Source organism: Curtobacterium sp. MCLR17_059 (assembly GCF_003234665.1).
Lineage (GTDB): Bacteria > Actinomycetota > Actinomycetes > Actinomycetales > Microbacteriaceae > Curtobacterium > Curtobacterium flaccumfaciens.
Window position 1 is genome coordinate 232,002 of record NZ_QKSU01000006.1, and the last position, 7,677, is coordinate 239,678.

The following is a 7,677-nucleotide window of genomic DNA, read 5'->3' on the forward strand; positions in this document are numbered from 1 at the left end:
TGTCCCGATCTCTTGCTCGAAGTGAGTCATGACACGACGTGTCATCGCCCAGTCAACCATGACACGACGTGTCATCACCACTACTGTGGACACATGCGTTGGTCTCCGGATGCCCGAGGGCGACTCGAGCGAGCGGCGTTCGAGCTCTTCGCTGAGCAGGGCTACCAGGCGACGACCGTGCCGCAGATCACCGCACGGGCCGGCCTGACGACCCGCACCTTCTTCCGGTACTTCGCCGACAAGCGCGAGGTGATCTTCGCCGGTGACGAGATCCCCGACCTCGCCCGGGCTGCCATCGAGGGCGCGCCGGCCGGGATCGACCCGCTCGACATCGTCGTGCACGGCCTCCGCACCGTCGCCGACGAGCGGTTCGAGGGGCGGCACGGCGAGGTCGGCTCGGTGCGGCGGCTGGTGCTGTCCGAGTCCTCGCTCCGGGAGCGCGACGCCCGGAAGCGTGCCGACCTGACGGACGCGGTGCGCGGGGCCTTCGTCCACCGCGGGCTCGATCCGTCCGAGGCAGCGGTCATCGCCGAGACGACCGTGATGCTGTTCCACCTGGCCCTCGAGGCCTGGCTCACCGGACCGGCCGAGCGCCGGATGGCCGACGTGGTCGACGAGCAGCTCAGTGCACTCCGTGCGGTGCTCGATCGGCGGCCCGCAGCGTCATGAACACGTCGACGCCGTCGTCGGTGTCGAGCACGAAGCCGTGTCGTTCTCCGCACCGTCGCCGACGAGCGGTTCGAGGGGCGGCACGGCGAGGTCGGCTCGGTGCGGCGGCTGGTGCTGTCCGAGTCCTCGCTCCGGGAGCGCGACGCCCGGAAGCGTGCCGACCTGACGGACGCGGTGCGCGGGGCCTTCGTCCACCGCGGGCTCGATCCGTCCGAGGCAGCGGTCATCGCCGAGACGACCGTGATGCTGTTCCACCTGGCCCTCGAGGCCTGGCTCACCGGACCGGCCGAGCGCCGGATGGCCGACGTGGTCGACGAGCAGCTCAGTGCACTCCGTGCGGTGCTCGATCGGCGGCCCGCAGCGTCATGAACACGTCGACGCCGTCGTCGGTGTCGAGCACGAAGCCGTGTCGTTCGTAGAGTCGGCGAGCCGGGCTGCCCACCAGCACGTTGAGCCGCGTCGGGCCGTCGTGGGGCTCGTCGAGGACGGCGCGCAGCACGGTCGACCCGACTCCACGGCCTTGGACGTCGGGCGCGAGGTAGAAGTGCTCGACCCAGCGGACGTCGTCCTCGACCCGCACGGTGATCGACCCGACGTCGCGACCGTCGACCACGACGATGCGGGTCAGCTGCGGCTGGAACGCGTCGCGGAGGCGCTGTCGGACGCGCGTCTCGTCGAACACCCCGAGGCGTGACAGATCTTCGCGCAGCACCACGGCCCGAAGCTCGACGAGCCACTCGAGGTCCTCGGTGGTGCTGTCCCGCAGTGCGACGTCCATCCGCTCAGCCTACGAACCCCGCGTGCGCTCAGGCCGCACTGCGGAGCGAAGCGACCATGCTCCGCAGGATCTGACGGGCCTCGGTCTGCTGGTCCTCGGTCAGATCGGCGAGCATCCGCTGCTCGACCCCGCGGATCGCCGCACTCGCCTGCGCCAGGCTCCGTCGCCCGCTGTCGGTCAGCTGCGTGGGGAGCGCCTTGCCGACCGACGGTTCGGTGGCACGGGTGACGAAGCCGTCGCGCTCCAGGGTCTGCAGCAGCACGTTCATCGACTGCCGGGTCACGAACGTGCCACGCGCGAGTTCGGAGTTCGACAGTCCGGGGCGCTGTGCGAGCAGTTCGAGGCAGGAGTAGTGCGTCACCGTCATGCCGAGCGGGCGCAGCACGGCCTCCATCGACGCGCGGAGGGCGCTCGCAGTCTCCTTGAGCAGGTAGCCGATCGACGTCTCGAGGTGGATGCCGGTGTCATCTTGACGCATGTCAGTAGTCTGACATAGCTTGTCCTGTGTCAGAAGACTGACACGTACTCAAGGAGCACCACATGCCCGTCACCGGCCCCGACTTCATCTCCCTGCAGACCCGCGACCTCGACGCCTCGCAGGCGTTCTACGAGCGGTACCTCGGCCTCGTCCGCTCGCAGGCCGGTCCGCCGCACGCCGTCGTGTTCGAGACCACGCCGATCGCCTTCGCCCTGCGCGACGTGGTGCCCGGCACGGACCTCGACGCGGTGGCGCAGCCCGGCCTCGGCGCCGCGGTCTGGCTGCACGCGACGGACGTGCAGGCGATCCACGACGCGCTGGACGCCGACGGGCACCGCATCGTCTCGGCGCCGATCGACGGGCCCTTCGGTCGGACGTTCACGTTCGCCGACCCCGACGGCTACCACGTCACGCTCCACGACCGCGCCTGAGCCCTGGAACCGGCCACGCGCCCGCCGCGGGTGACGTGACGGACGCGGGGCGGGCGTCCAGGCCGGTGCCGGAGCCGACCGTCACGCTTCGTCACGATCCGTGACGGTCGCAGGTGTCCGACGTAGCGTCTCGACCCGTGACCACCAGCAGCGAGCACCGGCAGATCCGCTTCAACGCGTTCGACATGAACTGCGTCGCGCACCAGTCCTCCGGACTGTGGCGGCACCCCCGCGACCGGTCGCGGGACTACCGCGACCTGACCTACTGGACGGACCTGGCGAAGACGCTCGAGCGCGGGGCGTTCGACGGCATCTTCATCGCGGACGTCCTGGGCACCTACGACGTGTACGGCGGCTCGAACGAGGCCGCGCTCCGCACCGGGTCGCAGGTGCCCGTGAACGACCCGATCCTGCTCGTGTCGGCGATGGCATCGGTGACCGAGCACCTGGGCTTCGGCATCACGGCCGGCACCGCGTACGAGCACCCGTACCCGTTCGCCCGACGCATGTCGACGCTCGACCACTTGACCAAGGGCCGGGTCGGCTGGAACGTCGTCACCGGGTACCTGCCGAGCGCCGCGCGGAACATGGGCCAGACCGACCAGCTGTCGCACGACGACCGGTACGACGTGGCGGACGAGTACCTCGAGGTCCTCTACAAGCTGTGGGAGGGCTCGTGGGAGGACGACGCCGTCGTCGCCGACCGTGAAGCCGGGGTCTTCACGGACCCGGCGAAGGTGCACCCGATCGAGCACCACGGCACGCACTTCGACGTGCCGGGCATCCACCTGTCCGAACCGTCCGTGCAGCGCACGCCCGTCATCTACCAGGCGGGTGCGTCACCGCGCGGCATCCGCTTCGCCGCGGAGAACGCGGAAGCGGTCTTCGTGGGCGCACCGACCGTCGAGCAGCTCGCGTCGACCGTCGCGAAGGTCCGGGACGCCCTGGAGGCAGCTGGTCGCGACCGGTACGCTGCCCGCGTCTACACGCTGCTCACCGTGATCACGGACGCCACCGACGAGCTGGCCCAGGCGAAGTACGAGGACTACCTGTCGTACGCGTCGGAGCTCGGCGCGCTGGTGCTCAACTCCGGCTGGATGGGCGTCGACCTGTCGCAGTGGGACCCGGACCAGCCCCTCGGTGACGTCGAGTCGAACGCGATCCAGTCGGCGGCGGCGAACATCGCGGCAGCGACGGGGGAGGACGGGTCGAAGTGGACGATCCGTGACCTGGCGCGGCAGACGGCGATCGGCGGGCTCGGCCCGGTGGCGGTCGGCGGGGGAGCGACGATCGCCGACCGGCTGCAGGAGATCCAGGAGCTGACCGACGTCGACGGCTTCAACCTGGCCTACGCGGTGACCCCGGGCACGTGGGAGGACGTCATCGAGTTCGTGATCCCGGAGCTCCGTGCCCGTGGGGCCTACCCGGAGGAGTACGAGCCGGGGTCGCTCCGCCAGAAGCTGCACGGCCGCGGGGACCGGCTGCCCGACGAGCACCGTGGGGCGTCGTTCAGGATCGGGAGCCGGGCGGTCGTAGGCTGATCGGGTGATCGAGTCGTCCGTGGTCGTGCGTCCTGCGACCCCGGACGAGACCGACACCTGCATCGACCTGTGGGCCGCGGCGGTGGCTGCCCGTGACGGTGCCGCCGAGGACCCGGCGGTGCGGGAGCGCGCGCGGCAGAAGTTCGCGGCGGAGCACGTCGCCTGGCTGGTGGCTCCCGGCCCGGACGGTGCGGTCGACGGCTTCGTGCTCGTGACGGCACCGGGCACCGGGCGGTCGACGGACCCGGCGGACGCCGCCTACCTGTCGTTGCTCGCGGTGCGGCCCGGGGTGCAGGCTCGCGGGGTCGGACGGTCGCTGCTGTCCGAGGCGGTGCACGACGCCCGGGCTGCCGGACACCCCCGCGTGGTGCTGCACGTGCTCGGCGACAACGACCGGGCGGTGCGGCTGTACGAGGCGGGCGGCTTCGTGGCGACGGGCGACGAGTTCGCGCACGCGCTGAGCGGGGTCACCACCCGCGTGTACGTCGCGGGCTGAGCGGGCCGAGGCGGGCCGGCGCGGGCTGCGGCGGGCTGACGCTGGCTACGCGTCCTGAGCGCGCACCGGCGTCCACGTCGGGTAGGTCGCCGAGCGCCCGTCGCCGGACGACGTGCGGGTGATCCGGCGCTGGACCCACGGCAGGACGTACTCGCGGTAGTAGCGGAGTTCCTCGCCCAGACGGGTCCGGGCGGCACCGGGGTCCGCGGGCTCGACCGGCGCGGGGCCGTCCAGGACCGCGTGCAGCGCCAGGTCCGCGACGCGCTGGTGCCCGGTGGCGTTCATGTGCAGCCGGTCGTCCGACCAGAACTCCGCACGGCGCAGGTGCGGGTCGCGGGAGACGTCGACGAACGGCAGACCGCGGCGTCGGGCGAGGGTGCCGAGCGCCTCGGCCCAGGCGTCACCGCGGCGGTTGATCAGGGATCCGAGGGGCAGGCGGGCGCTCGGGTCGGCCGGGCTCAGGAGTGCCAGGCGCGCGCCGGTGGCCTCGACCCGGTCGGCGGCGGCCTCGACCTGCCCGATCAGCGCGTCCACCTCGAAGCGCGGGCGCAGCAGGTCGTTGCCGCCGGCGCAGAAGGTGATGAGGGTCGGCGCTGGGTCGAGCGCGAGGGCGGCCTCGAGCTGGCCGTCGAGGACCCCGGCGAGCAGTCGGCCGCGCACCGCGAGGTTCGCGTACGAGACGTGGGCGTCCGAGGCTCCCGCCATCGCGCTCGCGAGTCGTCCGGTCCAGCCGGGGAACGGAGCGGGTCCGGCGTCGCCGATGCCCTCCGAGAAGCTGTCGCCGATCGCGACGTAGCGGATGGTGTCGTGCATGCGCCCATCATCGTGCACACGCCTGTGCAGGTTCCCGGCACGACAGCCGTACCGGGAACCCGCATCAATGAACCCTCACAGCACCGCCTTCGGCACCCGGTGCAGGGTGACCGCACCGACGGCGGCGAAGGGGTGCAACGGGTCCGGGGCGGTGGAGCCGGTCGGCCCGCCGAGCTTCGAGTCACCGACCGCGCTGAGTACCGCGTAGGCGTCCTCGGGGGTCCAGCCGTGCTCGTCGACGAGGAACGCGAAGGCGTCCTCGTACCCGCGCCGGACGCTCTCCTGCACGGGGTCGCCGAGGCCGACGAACAGCCAGTCGTCGGCGGTCTCGATGCGGGGTGCGCGGAGCACCGGGCCGCCCTTGACCAGGTCGACGGAGACGATCGCGGTGCCCTGGGCCTCGATGGCGACGAACGACGACTCGCCCTCGGCCATGAGCGCGTGGATGTCGCCGATCGACAGCAGCGCACCGGGGACCCGGACGGGCAGTGAGACGGTCGAGCCGGGGCGGGCCTCGGTGACGTCCATGTTGCCGCCCTCCGGGTAGGCCGGCATGATCGTCGAGTTCTCGCCCTCGGCCGGGGCCGTGCCGATGCACCCGATCATCGGCCGGACGGGGAACCGGTGCCGGTCGGACACCTGCACCATGTCGTCCGAGATCGGGCAGCGGCGGGCGAAGACCCGGTCGCCCATCACGTGCTGCAGGGCCCCGGAGCCGGGCAGGGACACCGACCAGCCGTGCGTGGTCAGCTCGATGGCGTGGATGGTCACCACGAGGGTGTCGCCGGGTTCCGCACCCTCGACGAACACCGGGCCGGTCACCGGGTTGATGGGTGCCTGCAGCTGCGCCATGTCGTGGTGCTGGTCGAGTTCGGCGTAGACGGCGTCGGTGGTCTCGAAGCCGATGGTCTCGCCGGTGCCGGGGCGGACCCGCAGCACGGGCTCCCGGTCGGCCGAGAACCCGGGGCGGCCGAGGGTGTTCGGCAGGAAGTGGTCCGGGGTCATCGTGCGTCCTCCGTCGTCGGTTCTGCTTCGGAGCCCACCTCGGTGGAGCGGCCGGTGCGTCGGTAGTACAGGAACACGGCCGCGCCGACGATCAGCCAGATGATGCCGCCGACCTTCGCCTCGACCGCGGCGTTGAGCAGGACGTACCCGATGATCAGGAACCCGACCAGCGGCACGACCAGGTGCAGCAGCCAGTTGCGCGACTTGCCCTTCACGACGTGGTGCACGAAGACGGACACGTGCAGGAGCATGAAGCCGAACAGGGCGCCGAAGTTCACGAGCGACGAGATCGTGTCGATCTGCCCGACGAAGAACAGCACCAGGATCGCGGAGAGCACCGAGACGACGATGATCGCGTTCTGCGGCACCTGGCGCCCGTTGAGCTTGTGCAGGAACGCGGGCAGCTGACGGTCGCGGCTCATCGAGAAGAGCAGGCGGCTCGTCGCGGCCTGTGCGGCCATGGCGTTCGCGATGCCGACGGCGAGCACGTTGACGGCGAAGAACGCGGTCGCCCACCCGCTCGACGAAGCCTGCTCGACGATGGTGAAGAAGGCGTTGCCGGCCTCGCTGTCCGAGAACGAGTCCCGCCCCGCGGCCAGGGCGGATGCGAGCCAGGTCTGCAGGATGAACAGGAACGCCACGATCACGAGCGCCAGGATCATCGCCGTGCCGGCTCCGCCACGACGGCCGGTGGACTCCTCGGACAGCGTCGAGATGCCGTCGAAGCCCAGGAAGCTCAGCACCGCGATCGACAGGGCCGAGGCGATGAGCGGCGCCGACACCTTGGCCGGGTCCCAGATCTGCTCGGTGCCGAAGGACGCGTCGGGGATCGTGCCACCGGTCAGCGCGACGATGGCGATGACGACGAAGATCGCGACGAAGACGAGCTCGATGAGCAGGAAGATGCGGTTCGCGAGCTTGAGCGAGGACACCCCGGCCAGGTTGATGACGGTGTTGATCGCGACGAACACGAGTGCCCACAGCCAGCGGGGCGTGCCCGGGAAGATGCCGACCATGCTCTCCGCGGCGAACACGTAGAGCAGCGTCGGGACGAGCAGGTAGTCGAGCAGGATCGCCCAGCCGGCGAAGAACCCGGCGGTGGGGTGGATGCCGCGGCCGACGTAGGAGAACACGCTGCCGGCGAGGGGGATCGACTTCGCCATCTGCGCGTAGGCCAGGGCGGTGAAGATCATCGCGACGAGGCCGACGAGGTACACCAGCGGCACCATGCCGCTGGAGGCGTTGTAGACGGTCCCGAAGATCGCCCAGGGGGCGATCGGGACCATGAAGACCAGGCCGTAGATGAGCAGGTCGGTGGTGGAGACGGAGCGCTTGAGCTCCTGCTTGTAGCCGTAGGCCTCGAGCTGCTGCTGTGCGGAGAGCTCGCTGTGCTGCTGCGACATGTCGGGTTCCGTTTCGGGTGGAGGGACGGGTGCGGCGGTGGGGGCTGTCTCTTATACACATCT

The 7,677-nt window shown here is 70.9% G+C and carries 10 protein-coding genes; 5 read left to right on the top strand and 5 right to left on the bottom strand.

The window, feature by feature from the left end; genetic code table 11:
* The first annotated feature begins 93 nt into the window (after positions 1 to 93).
* The gene (locus tag DEJ12_RS10705; protein WP_111029985.1) at positions 94 to 669 is read left to right on the top strand and encodes a TetR family transcriptional regulator; all 576 of its coding nucleotides are present in this window, start codon (positions 94 to 96) and stop codon (positions 667 to 669) included.
* 99 nt (positions 670 to 768) lie between these two features.
* Positions 769 to 1,038 carry a hypothetical protein gene (locus DEJ12_RS10715; protein ID WP_111029986.1) on the top strand — a complete coding sequence of 90 codons (270 nt, stop codon included), beginning with the start codon at positions 769 to 771 and terminating at the stop codon, positions 1,036 to 1,038.
* Here DEJ12_RS10715 and DEJ12_RS10720 read toward each other — a convergent pair.
* Both DEJ12_RS10720 and DEJ12_RS10725 read right to left on the bottom strand, forming a co-directional pair.
* On the bottom strand, positions 992 to 1,447 hold the full coding sequence (locus tag DEJ12_RS10720) for a GNAT family N-acetyltransferase (RefSeq protein ID WP_111029987.1): 456 nt from the start codon (positions 1,445 to 1,447) through the stop codon (positions 992 to 994). The genes DEJ12_RS10715 and DEJ12_RS10720 overlap by 47 nt on opposite strands.
* A 28-nt stretch (positions 1,448 to 1,475) precedes the next feature.
* Positions 1,476 to 1,925, bottom strand: a complete 450-nt coding sequence (locus tag DEJ12_RS10725; RefSeq protein WP_111029988.1) for a MarR family winged helix-turn-helix transcriptional regulator — start codon at positions 1,923 to 1,925, stop codon at positions 1,476 to 1,478.
* Between the two features lie 62 nt (positions 1,926 to 1,987).
* Between DEJ12_RS10725 and DEJ12_RS10730 the strand changes: the two genes are divergently transcribed.
* The 3 genes from DEJ12_RS10730 (at position 1,988) to DEJ12_RS10740 (ending at position 4,393) form a co-directional block, all read left to right on the top strand.
* Positions 1,988 to 2,356: a VOC family protein gene (locus DEJ12_RS10730; protein ID WP_111029989.1), complete on the top strand. Its 369-nt coding sequence runs from the start codon at positions 1,988 to 1,990 to the stop codon at positions 2,354 to 2,356.
* A gap of 137 nt (positions 2,357 to 2,493) precedes the next feature.
* On the top strand, positions 2,494 to 3,897 hold the full coding sequence (locus DEJ12_RS10735; protein ID WP_071405065.1) for an LLM class flavin-dependent oxidoreductase: 1,404 nt from the start codon (positions 2,494 to 2,496) through the stop codon (positions 3,895 to 3,897).
* Positions 3,898 to 3,901: 4 nt separating this feature from the next.
* Entirely contained in the window at positions 3,902 to 4,393 is a 492-nt protein-coding gene (locus tag DEJ12_RS10740; protein WP_110862263.1) for a GNAT family N-acetyltransferase, read from the top strand.
* 45 nt (positions 4,394 to 4,438) lie between these two features.
* On the opposite strand, the gene DEJ12_RS10745 is transcribed toward DEJ12_RS10740, so the two are convergent.
* The 3 genes from DEJ12_RS10745 to DEJ12_RS10755 all read right to left on the bottom strand — a co-directional run bounded on the left by DEJ12_RS10745 (position 4,439) and on the right by DEJ12_RS10755 (position 7,614).
* Positions 4,439 to 5,206 carry an SGNH/GDSL hydrolase family protein gene (locus DEJ12_RS10745; protein ID WP_258370611.1) on the bottom strand — a complete coding sequence of 256 codons (768 nt, stop codon included), beginning with the start codon at positions 5,204 to 5,206 and terminating at the stop codon, positions 4,439 to 4,441.
* Positions 5,207 to 5,281: 75 nt separating this feature from the next.
* Positions 5,282 to 6,211, bottom strand: a complete 930-nt coding sequence (locus DEJ12_RS10750) for an acetamidase/formamidase family protein (RefSeq protein WP_111029990.1) — start codon at positions 6,209 to 6,211, stop codon at positions 5,282 to 5,284.
* On the bottom strand, positions 6,208 to 7,614 hold the full coding sequence (locus DEJ12_RS10755; protein WP_071405068.1) for an APC family permease: 1,407 nt from the start codon (positions 7,612 to 7,614) through the stop codon (positions 6,208 to 6,210). Before DEJ12_RS10755 ends, DEJ12_RS10750 begins: the two co-directional genes overlap by 4 nt.
* Between the last annotated feature and the right edge of the window lie 63 nt (positions 7,615 to 7,677).

What these genes read in the sequence shown, in the direction of transcription:
- DEJ12_RS10750 (WP_111029990.1), bottom strand. Translation starts at nt 6,211, where the DNA reads ATGACCCCGGACCACTTCCTGCCGAACACCCTCGGCCGCCCCGGGTTC.
- DEJ12_RS10720 (WP_111029987.1), bottom strand. Translation starts at nt 1,447, where the DNA reads ATGGACGTCGCACTGCGGGACAGCACCACCGAGGACCTCGAGTGGCTC.
- DEJ12_RS10705 (WP_111029985.1), top strand. Translation starts at nt 94, where the DNA reads ATGCGTTGGTCTCCGGATGCCCGAGGGCGACTCGAGCGAGCGGCGTTC.
- DEJ12_RS10725 (WP_111029988.1), bottom strand. Translation starts at nt 1,925, where the DNA reads ATGCGTCAAGATGACACCGGCATCCACCTCGAGACGTCGATCGGCTAC.
- DEJ12_RS10730 (WP_111029989.1), top strand. Translation starts at nt 1,988, where the DNA reads ATGCCCGTCACCGGCCCCGACTTCATCTCCCTGCAGACCCGCGACCTC.
- DEJ12_RS10755 (WP_071405068.1), bottom strand. Translation starts at nt 7,614, where the DNA reads ATGTCGCAGCAGCACAGCGAGCTCTCCGCACAGCAGCAGCTCGAGGCC.
- DEJ12_RS10745 (WP_258370611.1), bottom strand. Translation starts at nt 5,206, where the DNA reads ATGCACGACACCATCCGCTACGTCGCGATCGGCGACAGCTTCTCGGAG.